This is a genomic window from Streptomyces sp. PA03-5A, assembly GCF_033792725.1.
In the GTDB taxonomy this organism is placed as follows: domain Bacteria; phylum Actinomycetota; class Actinomycetes; order Streptomycetales; family Streptomycetaceae; genus Actinacidiphila.
Genome location: NZ_JARAVL010000014.1, coordinates 118,308 through 142,190, shown reverse-complemented (window position 1 = coordinate 142,190; position 23,883 = coordinate 118,308). Strand labels below are relative to the sequence as shown.

The 23,883-nt window shown below is 70.4% G+C and carries 14 protein-coding genes and 2 pseudogenes; 9 read left to right on the top strand and 7 right to left on the bottom strand.

Annotation, left to right across the window (positions count from 1 at the left end):
* The first annotated feature begins 117 nt into the window (after positions 1–117).
* A pseudogene (locus PV410_RS19315) lies at positions 118–1,103 on the top strand (aldo/keto reductase).
* Positions 1,104–1,296: 193 nt separating this feature from the next.
* Here PV410_RS19315 and PV410_RS19310 read toward each other — a convergent pair.
* Positions 1,297–4,536, bottom strand: coding sequence for a family 78 glycoside hydrolase catalytic domain (locus tag PV410_RS19310; RefSeq protein WP_500326091.1), 3,240 nt, complete (start codon positions 4,534–4,536; stop codon positions 1,297–1,299).
* 817 nt (positions 4,537–5,353) lie between these two features.
* Between PV410_RS19310 and PV410_RS19305 the strand changes: the two are divergent.
* Positions 5,354–5,788, top strand: a pseudogene (locus PV410_RS19305) (aldo/keto reductase); the annotation flags it as partial.
* Positions 5,789–5,834: 46 nt separating this feature from the next.
* Positions 5,835–6,254, top strand: coding sequence for an SRPBCC family protein (locus PV410_RS19300; protein WP_500326089.1), 420 nt, complete (start codon positions 5,835–5,837; stop codon positions 6,252–6,254).
* Between the two features lie 108 nt (positions 6,255–6,362).
* Here the strand turns inward: PV410_RS19300 and PV410_RS19295 are convergent, their stop codons facing one another.
* Entirely contained in the window at positions 6,363–7,124 is a 762-nt protein-coding gene (locus tag PV410_RS19295; protein ID WP_500326087.1) for an SDR family oxidoreductase, read from the bottom strand.
* A gap of 187 nt (positions 7,125–7,311) precedes the next feature.
* Between PV410_RS19295 and PV410_RS19290 the strand changes: the two genes are divergently transcribed.
* The gene (locus PV410_RS19290) at positions 7,312–8,175 is read left to right on the top strand and encodes a helix-turn-helix domain-containing protein (RefSeq protein ID WP_500326085.1); all 864 of its coding nucleotides are present in this window, start codon (positions 7,312–7,314) and stop codon (positions 8,173–8,175) included.
* Between the two features lie 137 nt (positions 8,176–8,312).
* Positions 8,313–9,056: an SOS response-associated peptidase gene (locus PV410_RS19285; RefSeq protein ID WP_500326083.1), complete on the top strand. Its 744-nt coding sequence runs from the start codon at positions 8,313–8,315 to the stop codon at positions 9,054–9,056.
* Between the two features lie 45 nt (positions 9,057–9,101).
* On the opposite strand, the gene PV410_RS19280 is transcribed toward PV410_RS19285, so the two are convergent.
* The gene (locus PV410_RS19280) at positions 9,102–9,320 is read right to left on the bottom strand and encodes a PLD nuclease N-terminal domain-containing protein (RefSeq protein ID WP_500326081.1); all 219 of its coding nucleotides are present in this window, start codon (positions 9,318–9,320) and stop codon (positions 9,102–9,104) included.
* 494 nt (positions 9,321–9,814) lie between these two features.
* Here PV410_RS19280 and PV410_RS19275 point away from each other — a divergent pair, with 494 nt between their 5' ends.
* A complete protein-coding gene (locus PV410_RS19275; protein WP_500326079.1) occupies positions 9,815–10,702 on the top strand; it encodes an NmrA family NAD(P)-binding protein in 888 nt (295 codons plus the stop codon).
* A 73-nt stretch (positions 10,703–10,775) separates the two neighbouring features.
* Here PV410_RS19275 and PV410_RS19270 read toward each other — a convergent pair whose 3' ends face one another.
* Together PV410_RS19270 and PV410_RS19265 are read right to left on the bottom strand one after the other, a co-directional pair.
* Complete coding sequence (locus PV410_RS19270) at positions 10,776–11,870, bottom strand: PP2C family protein-serine/threonine phosphatase (RefSeq protein ID WP_500326077.1); 1,095 nt, start codon at positions 11,868–11,870, stop codon at positions 10,776–10,778.
* A 390-nt stretch (positions 11,871–12,260) separates the two neighbouring features.
* Positions 12,261–13,226, bottom strand: a complete 966-nt coding sequence (locus tag PV410_RS19265; protein WP_500326075.1) for an SMP-30/gluconolactonase/LRE family protein — start codon at positions 13,224–13,226, stop codon at positions 12,261–12,263.
* A gap of 134 nt (positions 13,227–13,360) precedes the next feature.
* Between PV410_RS19265 and PV410_RS19260 the strand changes: the two genes are divergently transcribed.
* The gene (locus PV410_RS19260) at positions 13,361–14,371 is read left to right on the top strand and encodes a winged helix-turn-helix domain-containing protein (protein WP_500326073.1); all 1,011 of its coding nucleotides are present in this window, start codon (positions 13,361–13,363) and stop codon (positions 14,369–14,371) included.
* 100 nt (positions 14,372–14,471) lie between these two features.
* Here the strand turns inward: PV410_RS19260 and PV410_RS19255 are convergent, their stop codons facing one another.
* Positions 14,472–18,011 carry a S8 family serine peptidase gene (locus PV410_RS19255; protein WP_500326071.1) on the bottom strand — a complete coding sequence of 1,180 codons (3,540 nt, stop codon included), beginning with the start codon at positions 18,009–18,011 and terminating at the stop codon, positions 14,472–14,474.
* Between the two features lie 652 nt (positions 18,012–18,663).
* On the opposite strand from PV410_RS19255, the gene PV410_RS19250 reads away from it, so the two are divergent.
* Together PV410_RS19250 and PV410_RS19245 are read left to right on the top strand one after the other, a co-directional pair.
* Positions 18,664–19,458 carry a nucleotidyltransferase domain-containing protein gene (locus PV410_RS19250; protein WP_500326069.1) on the top strand — a complete coding sequence of 265 codons (795 nt, stop codon included), beginning with the start codon at positions 18,664–18,666 and terminating at the stop codon, positions 19,456–19,458.
* A 293-nt stretch (positions 19,459–19,751) separates the two neighbouring features.
* Positions 19,752–22,409, top strand: coding sequence for a Pls/PosA family non-ribosomal peptide synthetase (locus PV410_RS19245; protein ID WP_500326067.1), 2,658 nt, complete (start codon positions 19,752–19,754; stop codon positions 22,407–22,409).
* A gap of 67 nt (positions 22,410–22,476) precedes the next feature.
* On the opposite strand, the gene PV410_RS19240 is transcribed toward PV410_RS19245, so the two are convergent.
* Positions 22,477–23,730, bottom strand: a complete 1,254-nt coding sequence (locus PV410_RS19240; protein WP_500326065.1) for a DUF418 domain-containing protein — start codon at positions 23,728–23,730, stop codon at positions 22,477–22,479.
* Between the last annotated feature and the right edge of the window lie 153 nt (positions 23,731–23,883).

Below are 23,883 nucleotides of genomic sequence, written 5' to 3'. Positions count from 1 at the left end.
CGAGGTCAAGCGGAGAGATCTCCGCTTAATGTCGTCCTCCATTGTAGGAGTCCCCTCGTGCGCTACATCAAACTCGGCCGCACCGGCCTGGACGTCTCCCCGGTGGCCATCGGCGCCATGACCTACGGCGAACCCGACCGCGGCCACCCCGTCTGGTCCCTGGACGAAGAGGCCAGCCGGCCCCTGATCAAGCACGCCCTGGAAGCGGGCATCAACTTCTTCGACACCGCCAACCTGTACTCCTACGGCTCCAGCGAGGAGATCCTCGGCCGCGCGCTGAAGGACTATGCGGACCGCGACGACGTCGTCATCACCACCAAGGTCCGCCACGTCATGCGCCCCGGCAGCCCCAACGGCGGCGGCCTGTCCCGCAAGGCGATCATGAGCGAGGTCGAGCACAGCCTCCGTCGCCTGGGCACCGACCACGTCGACGTCTTCATGATCCACCGCCTCGACAGCGACACGCCGTTGAGGAGACGCTGGAAGCGCTGCACGACGTCGTGAAGTCCGGCAAGGCCCGGTACCTCGGCGCGTCCTCCATGCACGCCTGGCAGTTCGCCAAGGCCCTCCACCTCCAGGAACGTCACGGCTGGGCCCGGTTCGTCACCCTGCAGGACCACTACAACCTGCTCGCCCGCGAGGAGGAACGCGAAATGCTCCCGCTCTGTGCCGACGAGGGCGTCGCCACCATGATCTGGAGCCCCCTGGCCCGCGGCCGCCTCGCCCGCCCCTTCGACCAGGCCACCACCGGCGACCGCGCCGCGACCGACGGCGCCTACGCCGACACGCTCTACGGCAACACCGAAAGCGACCGGCAGATCATCGACGAGGTCGGCGCCATCGCCGCCGCCCGAGGCCGCACCCGCGCACAGATCGCCCTCGCCTGGCTGCGCCGCAACCCCGTCGTCGCGGCCCCCGTCGTCGGCGCCCGCACCATCCGGCAGATCGACGACGCCGTCGCGTCCCTCGACCTCGACATCACCGACGAGGAAGCCCACCGCCTGGAAGCCCCCTACACCCCCCGCCACGACCTCCAGGGCATCTCCGACGTACGCGAACTCGAGCGCATCAAAGCCGGCATCCCCGGCTACGCCAACGTCTGACGCCGCGTCCGGCCGCGTGGGTCCCCGCCGGGCTGGAGTGCCCGCGGGTGCGCCCCGCGCTCGGGTTCGTGAGCGCGGGGCGCGGCGAGGACCTCACCGGCCGGCGGTGGATTGTCGCAATGCCCACCGAACCGAGACGGTCCTCGCCTCTCCGTCATCCGGCGTGTGTCACCGACGACCTGGGACATCGCACCTACCCCGTGACGCGGAACAGGTGGGTCCCCGGGCCGACGGTGAAGCGGGCGGTGCCGCCGCTGCGTTCGCCGGCCGCTGCGGCTGCGGGTGCGTGCACCGTCTGCCCGCCGCTCACCGGTACGAGGACCTCGGCGGTCGCCCCCACCGGGACGTCGACGCGCAGGGTGAAGCGTCCGTGCGAACGGGTCCACGACGACGCAATCCGGCCGAGCGGTGACTCGACGTGGGCGGAGGCGTGCGTCAGGTCGCCGACGGCGTGCGGGCTGATCGTCACCTTCGTGTAGCCGGGCGCGGCGGGTTCGATGCCGGCGACGTCCTGGTAGAGCCAGTCGTCCACCGTGCCCATGAAGGCGTGGTCGTGCGAGCGCGAGTTCGCGTTCCACTCCTCCCACATGGTCGTGGCACCCAGGCCCTCGAACCAGTAGCCCCAGCCGGGGTAGGTCGGGTTGGTCGCCACCGTGTAGGCCAGGTCGGCATGCCCGGCGTCGGTGAGGACCGGAAGGAGCGCCTTGGTGCCGAGCGCGCCGGTATCCAGGTGGTCGCCGCGGGCGTGGATGTCCTCGACGAGGTTGTCGACCACGGCTCGGCGGTGTTCCTCGGGCACCAGGCCGAAGCTCAGCGGCAGCAGGTTCGACGTCTGCCGGTAGCCCGCGGCCTCGTCGTCGTAGTAGGCCTCCTTGTCCTGGTCGTAGAACGTGGCGTTGAAGGTGTCCTTGACCTGTGTGGCGAAGGCGCGGAAGTGACGGGCGTCCGCGTCGTGGCCCAGCGCCTTCGCCATCGTCGCCAGCCGCGTCGCGGTGAGGTAGATGTACGCGGTTCCGGACAGCCGGGTGCCCTCCGGCGCGTTGGCGCCCTCCGGGGAGAGCCAGTCGCCGTAGCTGAAGCCGGTGTAGATGCCGCCGGTGCCGGCGATGTCGTGCTCGTAGTGCTCGAGCCAGGCCTTCATGCCGTCGTAGTTGTCGGCGACCGCCTTGGTGTCGCCGTAATACCAGTACAGGTCCCAGGCACCGAGGATGAAACTGGCGGACCAGATCGGATCCTTGACCTGCTTGCCCGACTCGGTGGTGGGCACCGTGGGTCCGATGGACCCGTCGTCGTTCTGGTCGTCGCGGTGTGAGCGCAGCCAGCTGTCGTAGAAGTTCTGCATGTCGAAGTTCGCGATCGCCGAGTCGGCGTACAGGAACCCGTCGGCCGTGTAGGGCCGCTTCTCGTACATGGGCGTGTCGGTCGGGATCGAGTGCAGGTTGTTGAGGATCGTGTCGGCCTGCGCGTCCTGGTAGCGGTTCAGCAGGTCACTGGAGCTGGTGAAGTCGCCGGTGGACGCCACCGCCGTGTGCACCCTCATCCCGTCGACCGACCGGAGGGCGACCCCCTGGGGGACGACGACCTGGGCGTAGCGGAAACCGGCGTAGCTGTAGCTCGGCTGGTAGTGCTCCACCCCATCGCCCTTCAGGGTGTACGAGTATTTCTGCAGGCCCAGTCCGAAGGCGCCGGTGTTGTCGACAGTGCCGTCGGCGCGCAACTTCTCGCCGTAGGTGACGGTGACCGTGGCCCCAGCAGGTCCCTGGACCCCGATGCGCGCCCAGCCGGCGGTGGGGCTGCCGTAGTCGTAGACGTGCGTGCCGTCGGCCGGGGTGCTGGTGTGCTCGGCCTTCAGGTGGTCGGTCACCTTGACGGGCGGGAAGCTCTCCGAGCGGAGCGTGCCCTTCGGGCCGTCGACCGTCAGCGCACGGCGCCAGGTGCCGTCGTCGAAGCCGGCACCGTTCCAACCGGACTGCTCCAGGCGGGCGTCGTAGGCCTCCCCGAACCAGAGCGACTGGGTGGTCGTCGGCCCGTCGGACACCTTCCACGAGTCGTCACTGACCACCTGCTGGTGCGTACCGTCGGTGTAGGTGATGTCCAGCTCCAGCTTGAGCTTGGGCTCGCCCCACCAGGACGACGCCTTCCACTCGTCCGGGTCGGTCATCGCGTAGAAGCCGCGCCCGAGGCTGACCCCGATGGCGTTGCCACCGGTGCGCAGGGCGTCGGTGACGTCGTACGTCGAGTACAGGACCGTCTTGTCGTACACCGTGAAGCCGGGCTCGAGTTCCCGGTCGCCGATGCGCCGGCCGTTCAGGTAGAGCTTGTTGTAGCCCAGGCCCGCGATGTGGGCGCGCGCCGACGCCACGTGCTTCTTCGCCGTGAACTCGTCGCGCAGCAGCGTCTCGGGCGGCGGCGGCGCCGACACCGACCGGCCCCAGGGGCCCGAGCCGTAACGTGCGGCCACGCGCGCGTTCGGCCACGCCGTGTCGTCGTACCCGGGCTGCTCCCACCCGTCGCCGGCGGAGGACGAGGCCCTCCAGCCGCTGTCGGTGACGATGTCGGCGGGCGAGCCTGCCCCCTGCAAGTGCAGGCTTCCGAGCACGCCCGCCGGTCCCTGATTGGTGTTCGTCGCCTCGACCGCCAGCACATTGCTGCCCGCGTGCAGGTAGGGGGCGATGTCGATCACGCTCGCCGTCCTCCAGGAGTCCGCGACGCGTGGAGAGCTCGCCACCTCGGTGCCGTTGACGTACAGCGAGAAGCGGTCGTCTGCGGTGAGCTGCAGCTCCGCCGAGGTGATCTGCGCGTCGGCGGGCACGTCGAAGCTCCGGCGCACATAGCGCGTCCCGGCGGGAGCCGAGTCGGCCGGGTCGCCCTCGGGGTACCAGATCCAGCTCGCGTCGTCGAGCCGCAGTGAGGGCGCCTTGTCGTGGGCCCCGATCCAATTCCCGCGGAAGTCACCGGGGTTGACGAAGGCCGTCTCGAATCGCGCCTCGCCACTCCACGGCGACGCCTTTCCGGACCCGTCCCAGACGCGTACACGCCAGTAGTAGCCCGAACGCGACGCGAGAGCGGGGCCGTCGTACGCGACGTCGAAGGACCGGGAAGAGCGCACGCGTCCGCTGTTCCAGACATCCGCCCGGCCGCCGCGGGACGTGGACACCTCGACCTCGTAGGCCACTTGCCCGGCGGTGGTGCGACCGGCTGCGCCATGGCCCGGTGCCACGTGCCAGCTCAGCCTCGGCCGGGGGACGTCGACTCCCAGGGGCTGGACCTGGTGCTCGACCTCGAGCCCGCTCACCGCGAGCGCCGACCCGCCTGCGGCCGGGCCCTGTTGGAGCTCCGGGACGGGCGCTCCTGCCGCGCCCGGCGCCGCTTCCAGCCCCCACGCCGCCGCGAGTGACAGCACCAGCCCGGCAGCGATTCTTCGCTTCCTCACGCTTGCTCCCATCGATGACACACGCTTCGGCATGCGGCGCGCACGCAAGCCGGCAATGAATCGTTTCAGTTGTTTCCCGTGTTACTCAACCACAGCTGTCAGGAGGCAGACAAGGTGTCGTCGGCGGCCGCCGGCAGGCCCGTCTTGCGGCGGATGAGGGCGCGTTGCCGTCGTGGCGTGGCGTGGCGTGGTCGTCGGGGTGACCGGCGTCCCGGTGAACTTTCGGTCTGTGCGGTGTGGGTTCCCGCCTTGCTGGCGTGCTCACGGGTACGCCCCGCGCTCGGGTTTGTGAGCGCGGGGCGCGTGTGTGCCGGGATCCGGCGGAGGTCGTGGTGTGCCCGGCGGGTGTCTTACGGGGGCACATGCTGAACCGGAAGCGGTACGCGGGGCGATGCCACGGAACGACCTCGAGCCCCCGCCGGGCAGCGGAACAAGCGGTCCCGAAATCTGTCATCAACAAGCCGCGGGGTGTCATTCTCATGCAGTCCTGCAGCAATACGAAAGCCGGGCTTTCACGATGATCCGGGACGAAGTGCGCCGAGGGAGCCGTGCTTCCCTCGGGGGTGGTGCGTGCGCCGCCGGAGCACCCGCCACTTTCGCGCGGAGAACCACGGTCGGGTGGAGCGGTGCAGCCAAGAAGCCGTGGTCGCGGCGGACGGTCCGCACATCGGTGCCGAGGGTTGCGGCATGTTCGACGCGGTGCCGGCGGTAGCCGTGGAAGGGACGAGGCGCCTTCGCACCCTGTACGACCGCCGTCTGCTGTCGGCTCCCGGTCGGACGCAGAAGGTGGGGCTCAACAAGTCCAGTCGCCAAGCCGCTCGAAGAGCCACAACCGGATGGGTTCCTGCTGGCCGGTCGCTACTCCCTGCTCGACCATGCGCACGCCCTGCAGCGACTGCTGCCCATGGCAGAGGAGCAAGGCGTCGGCATGGTCGTAGGAGGTCCCTATAGCTCCGGCATCCTCGCCGACGGCACCCACTTCGAGTACGTCACTGCCCCGCCCGAGATCGTGGCAAAGGTCGAGCGGCTGAAGGAACTCACCAACAGGCACGGCGTGACCATCAAGGCCGCCGCCCTGCACTTCTCGCTGGCGCACCCGGTCGCCGACGCAGTGATCCCGGGCGCGACCCAGCCCGCCCACACCGTTGAAGACCATGCCGCGCTCAACGAGAAGGTGCCCGCCGAGTTCTGGGCCGATCTGCGTGCCTCCGGCCTGGTCAGCCCCATAGCGCCCCTGCCGGGCGGGGCGTAGGTCGCATCGCCGTCAACAGGCGTCCAACGAGTCCTGGAGGAGCGACATGGCATCCACATCGGTGAGCAGGGTCGTCCCGGCCTCTCCCGCACGCGTTTGGGAAGTGATCGGCGGGTTCGGATCGCTGCCCGACTGGCTGCCGTACATCCCCGAAAGCACCTTCTCGGAAGGTGGTCGAGTGCGGCACCTGAAGAACCCCGAAGGTGACCCCATCGTGGAGCGGCTGATGGCGTTCGACGAGGAGCAGCGGTACTACACCTACCACATCCTGCAGGCGCCCTTCCCGGTCGTCGACTACCTGTCGACCCTGCGGGTCTACAGGATCAGCGGCAACGAGAACGCCGCCGAAGTCCATTGGTCCGGCCGCTTCGTTCCGAGCGGAGCCACGGACGAGGAGGTCGTCGACCTCTTCACGGGCATCTACCGTGACGGCCTGGACGCCTTGGTCAAGACCCTCGGTGGCTAGGAGCGCCGTCCTGAGCGCTGAGGGCACGATGCCCTCGATGAGGCCTGATCCTGCGGCGCCCTGTCCGCGCGACCGTCATGAAGGCGGCAGTTACTGGAAGGGCGGGCGTCAGTCTTCGCGGCCGGGGAGCATGGTCAGGGCCTGGGAGCGCTGTGCGACGAGGCCGTCGTAGGTGCCGTCGCGCTCGGCCCAGCGGTGCATGAGGACGCCCTTCACGAGGACTTCGTTGGGGGTGGGGTCCTCGGAGAGCAGCTGCATGACCTCGGTGGCGAAGTCGTCGAGCGGCAGCGCGTGCGGGTTCACCTTCTCCTGGCCCGCAGTGGCGACGGCCGGGGGAACGAGCTCCACGACGCCGACACCTGTGCCGGCGAGCTGCGCGCGCAGTGCCTCGGAGTAGGCGTGCACCGCGGCCTTCGACGCGGCGTAGCTGGGCATGGGCGGGAACGGCAGGAAGGCGATGCCGGACGTGACCGTGATGAAGGTGCCGGCGCCCCGCCGGACCAGGTGCGGGGTGAAGGCGTCGATGACCCTGATGGTGCCGAGCAGGTTGGTGTCGATCGTCGTCTCCGTCGCCTCGAAGTGCGCGGGGTCGCGCAGATTCTCCAGGAGCATGACGCCCGACATCGTCACCACGGTGTCCAGCTCGGGGTACCGGGCCAGCACGGCGTCACGGGCAGTCGTTACGGAGAAACTGTCGGTGACGTCGATGTCGAACGTGGCGAAGCCTTGGGCGGCGAGGTCGGAGAGCGCCTGCGGGCTGCGCCCGCCGACGGCCACCGTGCTGCCCGCCGCCGCAAACCGGCGGGCCAGCTCTCGGCCGATTCCCGAGGTCCCGCCGACGATGAGAACGGTGCGATTGGAGAGATCCACGGGATCCTCCCTTCGGTGCAGGGCGCCAACGGCGCTAGGCCGCGGCGCAGACAGTGATGTCCGCTGTCTCTTTCGAAGCAGCGCAACCGAAGTCTCGACGGCATCCGCTGAATGAGGCAGGGCCCCCTTCTTCCCTGGTCCTGCCAGGGCCCCCTCTGAGGCACGCCCACCGCATTACGGTGTCGATATGAAGGACGAGGAATCCGGCAACCGGCTCGGCAGCTACCTTCGTGCCCGGCGCGAGCTGGTCTCCCCGGCACAAGCGGGGCTCCCGCCCGGCGGCAACCGCCGCGTCCCGGGCCTGCGCCGTGAGGAAGTCGCCCTGCTCGCCGGAATCAGCCCGGACTACTACCTGCGCCTGGAACGGGGCCGCGACAGGAACCCTTCGCCGCAGGTCCTCGCATCACTGGCACGCGTCCTGCAGCTCGACGACATCGAGCGGACGTATCTGCTCGGCCTCGCGGCGGCACGCCCCAGGGCGCCGCGCCGCAGCCGGCCCGAGCACGTGCCGGCGCGGGTGCACGAGCTGCTCGCCCACCTGCAGATCCCCGCGTTCGTCGAAGGACGCGCGTTCGATGTCCTGGCCTCCAACCCCATGGCCGTCGCGCTCTCCCCCCGCCTGCAGCCCGGCCAGAACCGGCTTCGTTCGCTTCTCCTCGATCCCGAGGAGCGAGCCTTCCAGCAGGACTGGACGAAAGCCACCGCCGATTTCGTCGCCGCCCTTCGCACCACCATCGGGGACGACACCGACGACCCCCGGTTCGTCGAGCTCGTCGGCGAGCTCGCACTGTCCAGCCGGCGCTTCCGCACCCTCTGGGCCCGGCACGACGTCCGCACTCTGGACGGTGGCACGACCACGGTGAACCACCCCGTCGTCGGTGAACTACGCCTCCACCGCGACAAACTCGCGATCGGCGATGTCATCCTCGTCGTCTACTACCCCGACAAGGGCGGCGACAGCGACGAGAAACTGCAGCTCCTTGCCGCACTCTCACGCACCGATTCCGCCGGCACGGCACCCGACAGGCCGACGGACAGCCCGCACCCGTAGGTCTCCTGACCTTCACGCGCCGTCCCGGCGTCGCAACCGGACCAAGCGGAGGGCAGTGCAGGAGCCGCCACCTGAACCGGGCCCCGACATCCAGGGTTCGCACAGGTATCCCAGGGAAACGTGGCAGGCTGGTCGGCATGTGCGGCCGCTATGTCTCCACCCGACGCCCCGAGGACCTGGTGAAGCAGTTCCGGGTCACCGAATGGAACCCCGAAGCCCTCGTGGCGCCGAACTGGAACGTCGCCCCGACCAACCAGGTGTGGAGCGTCTTCGAGGGCGTCGACCGGGAGACCGGGGCGCTGGAGCGGCAGCTGCGGCCGCTGCGGTGGGGTCTGGTCCCGTCCTGGGCGAAGGACCCGGCGATCGGTTCCAAGATGATCAACGCGCGGATGGAGACGGTCCACGAGAAGCCCGCCTACCGCCGTGCCTTCACCAAGCGCCGCTGCCTGCTGCCGGCCGACGGCTACTACGAGTGGGTGCCCGTCCCGTCCACCGAGGACAAGAAGGCGCACAAGCAGCCCTACTTCGTCAGCCCGGAGGGCAGTGACCAGGGCATGGCCTTCGCGGGCCTGTACGAGTGGTGGCGGAACAAGGCGGTCGTCGGTGACGACGACCCGGGCGCCTGGCTGGCCACGTGCACGATCATCACCACCGAGGCGACCGACGCCGCCGGCCGGGTCCACCCTCGGATGCCGTTGACCATCGCGGCCGCCGACTACGACGCCTGGCTCGACCCCGAGCACCAGGACCCCGACGAACTCCGCGCCCTGCTGACCGCGCCCGCCGATGGCCACCTGTCGGTCAGGCCCGTGTCACTGAAGGTCAACAGCGTCCGGAACAACGGTCCGCACCTCTTGGACGCCTCCGAGTTCGAAGGCTGATCCCCCCCCGGCAGCGAAGGGCTGTGATCAGCGCGAGCAGTCGACTCAGGCGGTGGAGGGCCGGACCTCGACAGGAGCGGGCCGCTTGCCCAGGTTTCGCCAGGCAATGGCGCCCACGATGGGGAACAGGACCATGATGACCAGCCAGCCCACCTTGGGCAGGGTTCGAATCCGTGCGGCAGGGGTCCTGATGCAGTCGACCAGGGCATGGACGTACAACGCCGCGACGATTACGTACATCGCGTAGACCGGCACTGACGTCATCGGGTCACCTCATGTGCAAGGGCGGCTGCTCGCTTGTGTGCGGCACGGCCTGGCCCCACTGGATGGTCATATTAACGGGCATCCCAAGGGGCGGAAGAAACCCTCGGACGGCCTACGGCCACGAGGGAAGACACGACACGCGCGGTGACGGTTCCGTTGCGCCGGCGCGTTCCGGCACGGCACGGGACCCCGGCAGATGGCGGCCGGGGTCCCGTGCTGGGGGTGTGTCTCGTTCCCAGGATTCAACGACCGGCAGTAGAGGGCGTCACGGCCCGACGGCGGGGTGCGTGATTTCGCGGAGCGGCTCGTCGCCCTTGCCCCATTTAGATGCCATATGTAATCTATTGTTGTAGGTCCGGCCGCAGGCAGTGCTGTCCAGCGTGGGGGTTTCCTCCTCGGTAGGTGACGGACCTCCGGACACCGGCCTTGCCCGCGTGCCACCGGGGATCCCGAGCCCGCACCGGCAACACCGGCGAAGAAGAGGCGAAGAATCGATGACCACGATTTTGATCACGACAGCCAACGGGGAGACCGGCCGACCGATGGTCGACTACCTGCTCACGGAGGGCTTCCACGTGCGCGCCATGGTCCGCACGGACGACGAGCGGGCACAGCGGCTGCGCGACAAGGGCGCCGAGGTCGTATTCGGAGACCTGCTCGACCTCCGCGACGTCCGTAGGGCCATGGAAGGCGTCCAGCGCGCCTACTTCAACTACCCGCTCGGTGAGGGACTGGTGGAGGCCGCGGTGATGTTCGCTCAGGCCGCCAAGGAGGAGGACCTCGAGCTCATCGTGAACATGTCGCACTTCCAGTCCCGCCCCCACGCACGCAGCAAGGCCACGCAGAACCACTGGCTCTCCGAGCAGATCTTCGACTGGTCGGGAGTCCCCACCACTCACCTGAGGGTCACGTTCTTCATGCAGTGGCTGCTCTACATCTCCGGGCTGATCCGCTACGGCCGCTACGCGATGCCGTTCGACAAGGAGAGCCGCTTCGCCCCGATCGCGGGCCGCGACATCGCGCTGACCGCTGCCAACATCTTCGCCTCGCCCGAAGAGCACGGTGGGCGGGTCTACGCCCTGACCGGCCCTGTGGAATACAGCCACGAAGAGCTCGCGGCCGAGGTCGGCCGGGTGCTGGGCAAGGACCTTCCGTTCGAGCAGGTCACCGTGGCCACCTTCCTGGAAATGCTCGGTATCGGGCAGGACATGGCGAAGCTCAAGCACTTCGAGGCTGTGACCCTCGACCAGCAGGAGGGCCGCCTGGCGGGCATCACTGATACGGCCCCGCGCATCAACGGGCAGCCGCTCACGACGGTCGAGGAGTTCATCACCGAACACCGCTCGGCGTTCGAGCTCGACTACATCAAGCCGAGCGCGTAGTCGGCCGGCCTGAGATCGCCCGCAGCACGGCGAGCCGTCCAACGCCGGCACCTTACGCGGCGGACCTCAGTGGTCAGCTCGTTCCTTCCCGGTGGGTCGGATCGTCGGAGTCGCCGCCGGGGAGGTCGACAAGGATCACTGCCACGTCGTCGCTCAAGTGGCCCTCGGTGTGGTGGAGCAGCCGCTGGTGCAGTCGTGCCAGGAACTCCTCCGGGGTGGCGGCGTGTAGCGCTTCCATGGCCTCGGGCAGAGCGAAGAATTCGTCGTCGCGGTTGCGGGCTTCGATGACGCCGTCGGTGTAGAGCAGCATCCGGTCGCCGGGGAGGAACGGATGGCTCTCCGCCTTGGGCGGAGGTCCGGTGTAGAGGTCTTCCAGGCCGAAGGGCGGCAGCGGGCAGGACGGCGTCAGGGCTTGCACTGTGCCCTGGTGGAGCAGCAGCGGCGGCGGGTGGCCACGGTTGATCAGCTCCACCACATGTTCGCCCGGGGTGCCCGGGATCTGGGCCAGTAGGGCGGTGGTGAATCCCTCCAGGGCGACTTCTGGCTCGAACGCCCCCGGCACGTCCGCCTCCCGCAGCAGCGCGGCCCCACAGTGGTCCATGACGTCCACCAGGTCGTTCTCGTAGTGCACGGCTTCCCGGAAGGCGCCCAGCGCCACCGCGACCGCCCGCATGGCATTCAGGCCCTTGCCGCGGACGTCTCCCACGATCAGACGGACGCCGTAGCGTGTCAGCACCGCCTCGTACAGATCACCGCCGACCTGCGCGCCCGTCCCCGCCGCGAGGCTCAAGCTGGCCGTCCGTACCGGACCCAGCCGCGCCGGAACAGGCCGCAGGATGACGTCCTGTGCCGCCACGGCGATACGGCGAACCTGATCGAGCTCGCTGCGCCGACGCGCACGCACCGCCTTGCTCAGCATCACACTGGCCACCGACACCACCAGCAGACCCACGAGGTTGCCGAAGACCAGATGGGTTCCCCACGCATGGTTGTAGGTGGCCGTGGTCACGTTGACGACCAAGGCAGCAGCCGCCGCCGACAGGGTGCCCTTCGGGCCCATCGTCAGTGCTGCCAGCGCCGGCACGGCGGTGAGGAGGGGGCCGGTCATCAGGAAATGCGCAGGTGACAGTTCGATCCCCAGCACGCCCAGCGCTATCACGAAGGGCACAGCCTGCGTGAGTGCCAGGAGGAGCCTGCTGTGGCCGCCCGCTCCCGGCCCGGGAGACGAGCAGGACGGTGACCGCATGCATTCAGCCTGCCCCAGTGCAGCGCCGATCGCACCGCCGAGCGTCCGGCACGGCCTGACTCATGCCGAGCGCAGCGCTCGCTCCGTACAGGGACGCTGCCGCTCATCAGGCTGTGCCGCAGCGAGTGATCAACTGCATGAGTTCAGGGGCTGACAGGCTTGTCACGAGACGCCGCAGGCCCGTGGCCTGCTGGTGAACTCCTTCTTCTCCGCGTCCGGCAGATCTGATCGACGGCCCATCCCTTGGTGGACGGGCCGCCTCCGCCGCTGAGGGAAGACCGCACCCGGCCCGTACCGTGACGCGAGGCGCGGCTACGGGGCAGCCTCCGCGCACACCGGGTCGTCGACCGCGCTCACGGTGTACGGGGGCTGTCCCGGCGGGTCGTCGTTCTGGCTGTTGACGACGTAGAGCCGGCAGCCGTGGCGGGCCAGGGTGGTGGGCAGGTCGAAAGGCTCGCCGGTGATGCGGTGCGTCACCGTGCCGGCGTGCAGACCCTGGTCAAGTTCGGCGATGTAGACGCCGTTCGGGGCGCCGTAATTGAGCACGGCGTAGAGCGTCCGCCCTCGTAGCAGCATCCCATCGGCCCCGAAGGACACGCCGCCCAGATCGAGCTGGACGACCTCACCGGTGGCGACGTCCACCCGCCACACCGCCTCGGTCCCGTTGGACGCCACCAGCAGTGTGCTGCCCGACCGGTCCGCGACGATGCCGTTGAGCAGCCAGTACCGCGCGGGGAACTGCGGGAAGGCGGAGCGGATGTCCAGCCACGGTTCCAGGGGCCCGAGCCTGCCATGGCGGAGGGCGGCCCGGTACACCACGGGGTTGGCCCAGTCCGTGACGTAGACGGCGTCGTCGGTGATCACCAGGTCGTTCAGGTCCGGCGCGCCGAGCGGACCGCCCTGCGCGGTGCGCGTGGCGAGCAGTCGGCCCCGATGGTCGTGGACGGTCAGTTCGCCTCCCCCGACGGAGTACACCCGCCCCCGGCCGTCGGTGTGCACCCCCAGCGTGCTAGGGCGGTTCGCCAGGCCGTCAGCGCGGAATGACCGCAGGTGCGCGGCGCGTACGTCGCCCCGGTACAGCGCGCCGGTGCCGTCGGAGGACACGTACATCGTGCCGTCGCGGTCGATCGCGATCCCCTCCGGCAGCACCCCGCGAGCCTCGGAGACGACGTAGGTGCGCGGCAGTTCGTGCGCGGTGGCAGGGGCGGCGGGCAGGGCCGCGAGGCCGGCCAGCAAGGCCGCGGCGCCGAGCCGCGGAAGTCGGGTGGAGCCGGGCATCGTGGCTACCTCCGGGTGCGTGGTGGACGCCCCCGCGACGCGGGGACGTCCGAGAGCCTGCCCGGGGCAGTACGGCGGCCGCATCGCCTTTCACGTCTAGGCGAAAGGCTCCGACTGGCCGATAATCGGTCGGCGTGATCCGCTTACACTTCGACGCCGCCGACCTGTGCCGGATCACGCTCGCCCCGGCGCCCAACGCCCTGTGGGAGGCGGTCCTCAGCGTGCGCGGCCTGCGCACCGCGACCGCCGGAGCGGGCCGGGCGCACCCTGCCGCCGGGCGGTGGCGCCGCCAGGTGAACGGCAGCTTCGCCGACCGCGCCGGGGTCCTGCTCGACCTGGTGCCCCGAGACGGCCACGTGCCCGACTTCTTGCTCCAGCCCGCCGCGGGGGACCTCGCCACGGCCGTCGACCTGGCCGGGCGCACCCCCGCCGCCCGCATCGCCGAGGACCTGCGGCTCCCACGGGCCCCTGGCGGCCGGGGCGGCGCGCAGGAGCCGCCCAGCCGCTGGTCGCTCGAACTCGCGGCCGGATCGGCCGCCGCACGGCGCGTCCTCACGGCCGACCTGCGGAGCTACTTCGCCTCCTCGATCGCCCCGCTGTGGCCGCGGGTCCGCACCGACGGCGCGGGGGACCGCGCCCTGCGGGCCGAGATGCTGCTACGCGGCGGCGTCGACGCCCTGCTGACCACGCTCGGCCCCACCTGGCGCTGGCAACCGCCGGTGCTCCACCTGCCGTCCCGGAACACGTATGACATCCCGCTCTGCGGCCGGGGCCTGTTGCTCATGCCCTCCTGGTTCGCGACCGGCCCCATGATCAGGTACCAGCCCGGCGAACCGACCGTGCTGGCCTACCCGATGCACCTGCAGGAGCCCCCCACCGACCCGGGCGCCCCGCCCGGGGCCGCCCTAGGACAGCTGCTGGGGCGGACCCGGGCAGCCGTTCTCCAGGCCCTGCGCGATCCGGCGACGACCACCGCGCTCGCCGAGCGGCTCGGGGTCTCGCTCGCGACTGCCAGCCAGCACGCCGGCGTCCTGCGCGACGCAGGGCTGGTGCGCACGACCCGGATCGGCATCGCCGTCCTCCACAGCCTCACCCCGCTCGGCACGGCCCTGCTGTCGGGCGAGCCACCCGCGGCGGTCCGCTAGGTCGTGTCGTCCGCGAGCGTGTGCGCGGTCCGTCCGCGGTGGTCGAACCACCGCGGACGGACCGGCCGCACCCGTGGCGGGTGCGGTGAACGGCCGCGCCTCAGCGCAGGCCGAAGGCCCGGATCACCGTCTGGCGCACCGAGTTGCCCGCCGAGTCCTTCGCGCTCGCCCGCAGCGACACGAAGGGCGCCCTGTTCGGGGCGTCCAGGCGGAGCCGCCCGTCGCTGCCGCAGGCGGCCTTGTGCCAGGTCCGGCCGTCGTCGTAGGACAGCTCCACGCCGACCGCGCCGAGCTTGCCGGCGAGGCTGGCGCCCGGCAGGTGGGCGGCGGTGACGGACAGGGTGTCGTGCCGCCCGGCGCGGCCTGCCGCGTCGGTGCCGATCCGGTAGTCGAGCTGCACCAGCGGCAGCACCACGGTGGCGGCATCGGTCGGCTGCGCCGACGTGAAGTCCCACTCGGTGCGCGTACGGGAGGAGTACGGGGTGTAGGTCACGTCCCGCTCACCGGTGACGACCAGCTTGTACGGCAGCTTGCCGCGGCTGGGGGCGTCTCCCCAGACGTTCGTGAAGTTCCCCTGGCCCAGCTGGGTGTTGCCCTGGTACAGCGTCTGCTGCTGGGTCACGGCCGGGTCCTGGTTCCACCCGACGTGGTTGCCGCTGCCCCAGGCCGGGATGTCGATGTACAGGAGGCTGCCGTTGCGGGTGGGCGGCAGGTTGTTGAAGAAGGCGTCGTTCAGGAAGGGGCGCTGGATCGGCTTGAACCACTCCTCGGACTGCCTGCTGCCGGCCCGGTAGGCGGTCTTTGCTCCCTCCTCGAACCCGATGGACTCGGCGAACGCCTCCTGGTGCCAGCGGACACCGTCGGTGGACACCCAGTCGGTCCGCTGGCCGTTCGCGGGCTCCGGCATGATGGGCCCGGAGGACCAGTCGACGCCGTCCAGCCACTCGAAGCGGAACTCGGCGCCGGGAACCTCCGGCTTCGGGCTCGCGAAGGTGACGTCGATCCGGGCGAGGTTCTTCGTGTCGCCCTTGACCGTCATCTTCGACGGGATCTCGTTCTGCCAGGCGTGCGCGAGGTCGTAGACGTACGGGCTCGCGGTCTCGGAGTCGACGGTGATCCTGGCCCCGCCGTCCTTGGCCTGCCGGATGAGCTTCTCGCCCTCCTCGGTGCCGAGCAGGCCGACGTCGAGTGCGACGGGCCGCTGACCGAGCGGTGCGTAGGAGCGCACCGGGCGGCCGTAGCCGTTCTCCACGACCAGCATGAGCTCGGCGCCCGCGGCGATCGCGTTGGCCGCCTGGTCGAGGTCGCTGACGTCGTCGCTGTGGCGGACCACCACGGCCTTGCCGCGCGCGTCGAGGTGGGCGTAGTCCTCGCTCGACCCCTGGCCGGCGAAGACCAGCGGCAGCTTGTAGGTGCCCCTGGCCAGCGGCGTGATGCCCTCCTGGCGCAGGATGCCGGTGAACTCGGTCGTGCGGGTGGAGACCGCCAGCGCCGGCTTCTCGGCGCGCCAACGGGCGGTCAGCTGGAAGTCCCCGTGGGTGACCTTGTGGGTGGTCGGCTGCGCCCAGATGCTGTCGTAGTAGACGCTCTCGGCCGACAGACCCGACCTCACGCCGTTCATGACGCGGTTGTAGCCCAGCTTCTGGAACGTCACGTCGCTGCGCTGCGGGGTGGTCATGTCGATGCGCTTGACCTTGGAGGCGTCGAACGTGACGGTGGTGTCCCGGTCCACCAGCACGTCGGGGTCGCCGAGCAGCGCCAGGCCCCTGGAATGGGGACCGTGGACGCCCTGGACCTCCTGGTAGGACAGGGCCGAGTACACGTCGTCGGGCACGAAGATCTCCACGGTGCCCGAGGGGCCGACACCCACCGGGACGGGGTCCTTGCTCCCTGCCTTGATCAGCATGACGTCGCCGGAGGTGGGATTGCCCTCGGAGTCCTTGAACGTCAGCGTCAGCTTGTGCATCGTCGCGAAGCCGAGGGAGACGGCGGTGTGCGCCACGGCCCTGCCGGCCGTGTCCGTCGCGAGCACCTGGCCCGAGTAGTGCTCCTTGGCGGTGCCCGCCGAGCCGTCGATCGTCACCGTGACCTGGGTGGAGCCGTGCGCGGGGACGACCACCTGGGAGGCCGACAGGCGGAACATCCCGGACGGGGCGTGCGCCGCGTCGACGGACAGCGAGAGCGCGACCGGCGCGTCGGTGACGTTGGTGTACGTCACCGGGCGCTGGAGGGCGCCGCCCTTGTACTGGGCCGCGAAGGCGGTCGCCGAGGCGAAGACCCCGGCCCGCGCCGCCGCGGCGACGTCCAGCCGGCCGCTGCCGGCCTCGAAGGCGTCGTACGTCGGGGTCTGCCGGGAACTGCTGGCCAGCAGGTCCTTCAACTGGCTCCCGGTGAGGTCCGGATGGGCCGCGGCCAGCAGGGCGGCGGCGCCCGCGACGTGCGGTGTGGCCATCGACGTGCCGCTCATGGACTGGTAGGAGCCCTGGTCGTTCCCGTCGAACTGGGAGTTGGCCGCCAGGATGTCGACGCCGGGGGCGGTGATCTCCGGCTTCAGCGCGCCGTCGATACGGGGGCCCCTGCTGGAGAACGACGCGAGCGAGTCGGTGGAGTCGACCGCGCCCACGGTCAGCGCCGAGGTGGCCGCCCCCGGTGCGACGATGGTGTTCGGATCCTCACCGAAGTTGCCTGCGGCGACCACGAACAGCGCGCCGGTCTGGGCGCTGAGCCGGTCGATGGCCTGGCTCATCGGGTCGGTTCCGTCGGACACCTGGCTGGTGCCGAGGCTCATGTTGATGATCTTGGCGCGCCGGTCGACGGCCGCCCACTCCATGCCGGCCAGGGCGTAGGAGATCTGTCCGCTGCCGTGGTTGTCCAGCACCTTGCCGATGCTCAGGCGGGCGCCCGGGGCGACGCCCTTCTCCTTGCCGCCGGAGGCCGCACCGGTTCCGGCGATGATGGACGCGACGTGGGTGCCGTGTCCGGCGTGGTCGTCGGTGTTCTCGTCCGGTACGAAGCTCTGGCGGGTCGCGATGCGGTCCGCCAGGTCCGGGTGGCCGGCGTCGACGCCGGTGTCGAGGACGGCGACGTCCACGCCCTGCCCGGTGTCACCGCCCTGCCAGACCTGCGGGGCGCCGATCTGCGTGGTGCTGTCGGCGAGGTCGGCGTGGATGGGGGCGTCGAGCCAGATGTGCGAGATGCCGCCGCCGAAGGACGGCTGGGCGTTCTGGGCCCGGGCGCCGTCGTTCGCCGCCGCCCCGGCCACGGACTTCCAGAAGTCGTCCGCGCGGGAGCGGTCCGCGGTCAGCGCGGCGCCCTGGATGCTGTCCAGGTTCCGCACCCGGGCCGCGCCCTCGGGGACGGCGGACGAGCGGCGTGCGGCGCCGGGCTGCGTGTAGGAGACGATCAGCGGCAGCCGGGCGCGGTGCGCGTCGTCGTATCCGTCCGCGATCAGGTCCGTGACGTTGAACAGCTGCCGGTCCAGCGTGCCCTGGGCCAGGAAGGGCAGGGCGGACTCGGGGTAGACGTAGAGGTCGTCGCCCGACGTCGTGATGCGGGTCCGCGCCGGCAGCCCGTCGGCACCGCGGACGGTGACGGTGCCCCCGGACTGTCCGCCGCCCCGGGCGGCCTGACCGGTGGTCACGACGTCGCCGGTGATCAGTGTGACGGTGTGGTCGCCCGCGGGCACATGGTCCGCGGCGGATGCGGATGCGGATGCGGATGCGGGTGATGGAGTGGGAGCGTCGGAAGGGGCGGCTGCCTGAGCCGTGATCGGGCTCGTGAGGGCGAGTACCGAAGCGCCGGCGATGACCGGCACGCTCCAGCGTCTGTGGTGTCGCTTCAAGGGTTTCCCTGGTTGGGGTCCGGGCAGGGGACGATCGCCCCCAGCCGTCCAGGGGCGTCACACCGCAGCGGGTTGGCGTCACCTGGGCGACGTGATCATATGCATGTATGAATTCACTGTGAAGAGTGGTGCCTCCACCTTGTGAAACTCGGGGCAACGATGCGTTCCGCGCGGTGGGTGCTCAGTGCATCCGTCTGCACCGTATTCGGGGGAAGTGGCCTCTGGGCAACGGCTGATGCAGGTGACAGCCGGGGTGAACGCGCGCCGTATCCCTCGCCTGCCGCGGGGGAGGGCGATGGCGGAAACAGTGGTGACAGTGTGCCCGATCGTGCTCGTGCCGGCGTGGGGGAGTGGAGATCCGCCACCGGGGTGTCCGTGCCGTTATTCCCTTGGAGATCCGGTCCAACAGCCTGCTACGTTGCAAGACTTTGCCCCGATCGGAAGGATTGCCATGGACGTCCCCTCCCTGCACGGCCGGTTCCTCGACGACGTGCTTCCGCGGATCCAACGGGACGACCGCGTCAGTGGTGTTGCCATCGCGGGGTCGATCGCCGGTGGACACCCCGACATCTACTCCGATGTCGACCTGATCGTGGTCATCGACGACGAGGCGTTCGACTCGGTCATGGCGGAGCGTCTCACGCTGATCGGTTGCTGGGCCGCCCTCGTGGCCGGATTCACCGGGGAGCACGTCGGCGAACCCCGCCTGATCATCACGCTCGTCGGGCCGCCCCTCCTCCACGTCGACTTCAAGTTCGTGCGGGGCTCCGACTTCGCCGACCGCACCGAGGACCCGGACATCCTGTGGGACCGCGACGGCCGCCTTGCCACCTCACTCGCGGAGCATCCGCCGGCCACCCCGTCGTTCGACCTCCAATGGATCGAGGACCGGTTCTGGACCTGGGTGCACTACGGCGCGACGAAACTCGGCCGCGGTGAACTGTTCGAGGTCATCGGCCTCCTCGGCTACCTGCGCGAGGCCGTACTGGGCCCCCTGGCGGCCCTCCGGGTGGGTGCAGCCCCCCGCGGTGTGCGCCACCTCGAATCCATCGCGCCGGACGAGGCGCGTGACCTCCGGGCGACCCTGTGCGGTGACGACCGGCACGACGCCGGCCGGGCCCTCCTCGCCGGCGTCACGCTCTACGCACGGTGGCTCGGGGAGGCCGGAGTGGCGATCGAACGTCACCCTCACGCCGAGAAGCTCGCCGTGCAGTACCTCCGCGACGTCATCGACCAGGCGAACTGACCGGGCCGTCTCCGCGACGACGGGTGTGGCGCTCGCGGCGCTCCGCCGACCGGTGCGTGCACATCCAGTCCCTCTTTTCATGTCAAGCCCCGAACTGGAGTGACGTGACGGAATCCGAACGGTAGGGCCGAATGGAATGCGAGGCGTTCCGGAAGGCAAAAGGGGTGACTTCCGTCATCGCCTCTGCCATCGACCCGATATCGCGGCACCGACTGTGGGTGAACGACCATGCACTGGAATGACGAGCCACGATCCGCGAGCTCCTCCTGTCCCGACGGGCAGGAGGAACGACCGTGACCTGCAACAGCTTTGAGCAGTCCACTGCGGCTTCGGCCGGCTCGCAGGGCGTGGCCGGCGCTTCGGGATCCAGGGCGGAGAATCGCGTCGAGACACTTCTTGCCGAAGTTCTCGCGGGTGTCCTGCGAACCGAGCAGGTACCGGCAGACGGTCATTTCTTCACCGACCTGGGTGCGGATTCTCTGCTGATGGCTCATTTCTGCGCCCGCGTACGCAAGCGCGACGACCTACCCACCGTCTCGATGAAGGACGTCTACCGGAATCCCACCATCCGCGGCCTCGCCGCCGCCCTGGAGCTGCGGGTGGAAAGGCCCGAAGAGCCTCCGGCCGGACCAGGCGCCGAGGTACCCGGTGCGGCGGCAGCACCCGCCGCGACGGGCACCGCGCGGTACGTGCTCTGCGGGGCGCTCCAGCTGCTCGTGTTCCTCGGCATGTCCTTCGTATCCGCCCTCGCGGTCACCCGCGGGTACGAGTGGATCCGGGACGGCTCGGGATTCGCCGGTGTGTACCTGCGGTCCGCGCTGTCCGCCGGCGCGGGGTTCGCCGGTCTCTGCGCCCTGCCCGTCGCCGCCAAGTGGATCCTGATGGGGCGCTTCCGGCCACGGCGCTTCCCGGTGTGGAGCCTCACCTACCTGCGGTTCTGGTGCGTGAAGGCCCTGATCCGCACCAGCCCCATGCGCCTGTTCGCCGGCACCCCGCTGTACGTGCTCTACCTGAGGGCGCTGGGAGCGCGTGTCGGACGCGACAGCGTGGTCCTCTCGCACCATGTGCCGGTGTGCACGGACCTGCTCACCGTCGGGCAGGGGACCGTCATCCGCAAGGACGCGCTCTTCTCCTGCTACCGCGCCCGTGCCGGAATGATCGAGACCGGTCCGGTGACGCTCGGCCGGAACGTGACGGTCGGCGAGCAGGCCGTCCTGGACATCGACACCTCGATGGGCGACGGTGCCCGGCTCGCCCACGCCTCCGCGCTCCACAGCGGCCAGGCCGTTCCCGCCGGCGCTTCCTGGCACGGTTCCCCCGCCCAGCCGAGCGGCACCGATTTCCGGGTCGTCCAGCCGCTCGCGTGCGGCACTTGGCGCAAGGCCCGCTACACAGCCGCACAATTGGTGCTGTTGCTCGGGGTGTACCTGCCGGTGGCGGTGGGCGGTCTCGCCCCGCTGTTCGCCGCCCTGCCGCAGCTGGACGTGGTGTCGGCCCCTGAGCACGCCTTCTCCAGTCCCGCGTTCCACATCGACGCACTGACCGCCTCGCTCGTGGCCTTCTTCGGCGGTCTCCTGGCTTCCCTGGTGGCGGTGAACGCCCTGCCTCGCCTGCTCCGCCGGACGATCGAACCGGGAAGGACCTACCCCCTGTACGGCTTCCACCACGGTGTCCAGCGGGCCCTCGCGCGGATGACCAACATCAGGTTCTTCGTGCTGCTCTTCGGTGACAGCTCCGCCATCGTCCACTACCTGCGCTGCCTCGGGTACGGCCTGCGCCGGGTCGAGCAGACGGGTTCGAACTTCGGCTCGCTGGTCAAGCACGACACGCCCTACCTGTGCGAGGTGGGCAACGGCACGATGGTCGCGGACGGCCTGTCCGTCATCAACGCCGACTTCTCCAGCACGTCCTTCCGCCTCTCCCCGGCGGCGATCGGCGCGGGCAGCTTCCTCGGCAACAACATCGTCTACCCCGCGCACGGGCGCGCCGGTGACAACTGCCTGCTCGCCACGAAGGTCATGGTCCCCATCGACGGCCCCACGCGGGAAGGCGTCGGCCTGCTCGGCTCGCCGAGCTTCGAGATCCCGCGCACCGTGCAACGTGACCAGCGGCTCGACCACCTCGCCACCGGTGAGGAGCGGCGGCGCCGCCTGGCAGGCAAGAACAGGCACAATGCCCTCACCGCGCTCCTGTACGTGCTGATGCAGTGGTTCCACTTCCACGTCGCCGCCCTGGTGGCGATGACCGCCGTCGACCTGTACCACGTCCACGGCGTGGCGCCGGTCGCCCTGGCCGGCCTGATCACCCTGATGTTCACCGTCGCCTACTACGCGCTGGTCGAGCGGGTCGTCACCCGCGTACGGCCGCTGAAGCCCCTGTACTGCTCGATCTACGAGCCGTCCTTCTGGCGCCACGAGCGCTTCTGGAAGCTGACCACCCACCGGTACATGCAGCTCTTCAACGGCACCCCGTTCAAGAACCTCGTCTGGCGGCTCCTCGGCGTCAGGATCGGCCGGAGGGTCTTCGACGACGGCTGCTCCCTGATCGAACGGGGCCTGGTCACCATCGGCGACCACTGCACCCTCAACACCGGCACGGTCATCCAGTGCCACTCCCAGGAGGACGGCGCCTTCAAGTCCGACCACGCCAGGCTGGGCGCCGGTGTGACCCTCGGGGTCGGGGCATTCGTCCACTACGGCACCACCGTGGGCGACGGGGCCGTGCTGGCCGCCGACTCCTTCCTCATGAAGGGCGAGGAAGTCCCCTCCCGTGAGGAGTGGGGCGGTAACCCCGCCCGGAAGGCCGCCGCCGTCCACCAGCTGCCGGGTGCCCGGCGCACCCCGCCGCCAGGCGGTCCTGAGGCGGGGCCGGGCAACCGGGACACGCTCGCCGCCGTCGCTGCTCAGCATGGCGAGGTCGCCCGCCCGCGGCAGACGCTCGGCACCCCCTGACCCCGGCGGCGGTGTGCGAGGACGGCGCCGGACCGCCCCCGCACACCCGTCGTGGCCCCGCTGACGCTCAGGTGATCAGCCGGGCCGGGGTGGTGGCCGCGTGCACGAGGACCTCCAGAGGCCCTCGCCGGAAGATCCGGGTCCAGGCCAGGGCCAGGACCATCGCGGCCGCGGCGAAGGAGAGCAGGACCGGTAGGGCGGCGGAGTCCGGCAGGTCGTCGACGCCCAGGGCCTTGATGGCGACGATGTGGCCGACGTACGCGGTCAGCGAGATCGAACCCACGGCGATCACGGGCGTGGCCGCCCACCGCACGCGTGCCGACCGTTCGACCACCGCCAGGCAGGTGGCCAGCACCAGGAGCGCGACCCCGGTGTTGCCGAGGATCGAGAACGTCGTCTGGCTGTGCGGCGCGGCCACCAGCAACCAGGACGGCGTGTCGACGACCTGGTCCCCGTACGCCTGGGACAACGCGTCCGACCACCAGGCCGAGGCCGTGGGAGCGCCGTCCGTGGCCGCACTGATCGCGGCCCGCGCGCCCGGAGCCAGGTGCAGGGCCAGCCAGGAGCCGCCGTAGCCGAGCACGGCCAGTGCCGCCCCGCACACGGCGACCTTCGCGTGCACGCCGGGCCGCCGCAGGTCGAGCCGGGCCACGGCCATTCCGGCGATGAGGAAGGACACCCACGTCAGCACCGGGTAGTCGCCGGTGACCAGCAGCTCCAGGAATCCGTCCGAGCCGGTCAGCCGGGCCAGCGGATCGTGTGCGATCACCGTATCGCTCCAGCCGCCGTTGTCGATGGCGACCCGCAGTACGTACAGGACCTGTGGCAGTACGAGCGCGGTGACCGCCGCGATCAGCGCCAGCGTGCGGGCCCGCAACCGGTACAGGGGCAGGACGAGGAGGAAGGCGAGCCCGTAGTAGGACAGGATCACGTCGATGGACGTGCCCAGGTCCGTCAGCAGGTACCCGAGGACGATCAGCAGGCCGGCCCGGATCAGCACGCGGCCGATGGCCTGCCGTCCCGCGCGGCCGGTACGCGGCTCCGGCCGGCCCGTGAGCAGGACCAGGGCGAACCCGGCCAGGAGGGCGAACAGCGCCGAGGACCGGCCCCGGGCCAGCTCCATCGCCCAGCCGAGCGGGCCGCCCACCGAGGGGTCCGGACCCACGTGCGCGGCGAACATCCCCAGGATGGCCAGACCTCGCGCGAGGTCGACGCCGATCAACCGCCCAGCCCCCGCGGGGCGGAACGGGGAGGGGGCCGCCGGGACCTTCTTGTCGAGCGGCGGCGAGTCCTCGGCCGCGACGAGTGCTGGGTGGGTCATGCGCCCCAGACTTGTGAGGTCACCGGTCGCACGCCATCCGGCGGGTGTCGGGATTTCCCCCGCCAAGTGGCTGGCCCGCGCCCCCGCCTTCCGCCGTTGTGACGTTCCCGGTGGACGAAGGCTCCCGGTGAACGCGGCCACCCCTGAGGGCTC

Excerpts from the sequence above, each read along its gene's own strand:
- PV410_RS19290 (WP_500326085.1), top strand. The coding sequence starts at position 7,312 with ATGAAGGACGAGGAATCCGGCAACCGGCTCGGCAGCTACCTTCGTGCC.
- PV410_RS19240 (WP_500326065.1), bottom strand. The coding sequence starts at position 23,730 with ATGACCCACCCAGCACTCGTCGCGGCCGAGGACTCGCCGCCGCTCGAC.
- PV410_RS19280 (WP_500326081.1), bottom strand. The coding sequence starts at position 9,320 with ATGACGTCAGTGCCGGTCTACGCGATGTACGTAATCGTCGCGGCGTTG.
- PV410_RS19250 (WP_500326069.1), top strand. The coding sequence starts at position 18,664 with ATGGACGTCCCCTCCCTGCACGGCCGGTTCCTCGACGACGTGCTTCCG.
- PV410_RS19275 (WP_500326079.1), top strand. The coding sequence starts at position 9,815 with ATGACCACGATTTTGATCACGACAGCCAACGGGGAGACCGGCCGACCG.
- PV410_RS19265 (WP_500326075.1), bottom strand. The coding sequence starts at position 13,226 with ATGCCCGGCTCCACCCGACTTCCGCGGCTCGGCGCCGCGGCCTTGCTG.
- PV410_RS19300 (WP_500326089.1), top strand. The coding sequence starts at position 5,835 with ATGGCATCCACATCGGTGAGCAGGGTCGTCCCGGCCTCTCCCGCACGC.
- PV410_RS19285 (WP_500326083.1), top strand. The coding sequence starts at position 8,313 with ATGTGCGGCCGCTATGTCTCCACCCGACGCCCCGAGGACCTGGTGAAG.